Genomic DNA, 508 nt, shown 5'->3' on the forward strand with positions numbered 1-508 from the left:
ACAATATTCTATTAATAGAATGCAAAGCTAGGGATTTTAAAGAGATTCCTTTTAATCAAAAAATGTCAGAACAGCGTCGCCAGCAGCTATTTAAGAAAGTGGTATTGGAAGCTTCTGAACAAGCGGAGAGGGCTAAGAAATATATACTTAATAATGACGTTGCAATATTCACTGATAAAAAGGGAAGTAACGAGCGACTTAGAATTGAAAATATAGAATCTAAAAAAATTTATAAGGTGGTTGTAACATTAGATGATTACTATAAATTATCTGAAATGGCAATAGATTATTTTAAAGATAGGAATAGGGATGATTTGATTGATACATGGATTGTAAATTATTTTGATTTCCAAAGAATAATCTGGCATAGTGGAATAGAAGAGATATTCGATTATATATCTTATAGGACATCTGGAATTGAAACTATACGTTCTATTCAAGCTAGTGAGATAGCACAGTATGGATATTATATCAGTCCTAACCATAACTTTATCCCACCTAATGGTTA

The 508-nt window shown here is 30.7% G+C and carries 1 protein-coding gene; it reads left to right on the plus strand.

What is annotated here, in order from left to right; translation table 11 throughout:
- Nucleotides 1-508, plus strand: a 508-nt coding sequence (locus FH871_RS32110; RefSeq protein WP_212768355.1) for a hypothetical protein, incomplete at both ends; no start/stop codon positions are given.

It is taken from the genome of Larkinella sp. C7 (genome assembly GCF_006149005.1).
Lineage (GTDB): Bacteria > Bacteroidota > Bacteroidia > Cytophagales > Spirosomataceae > Larkinella.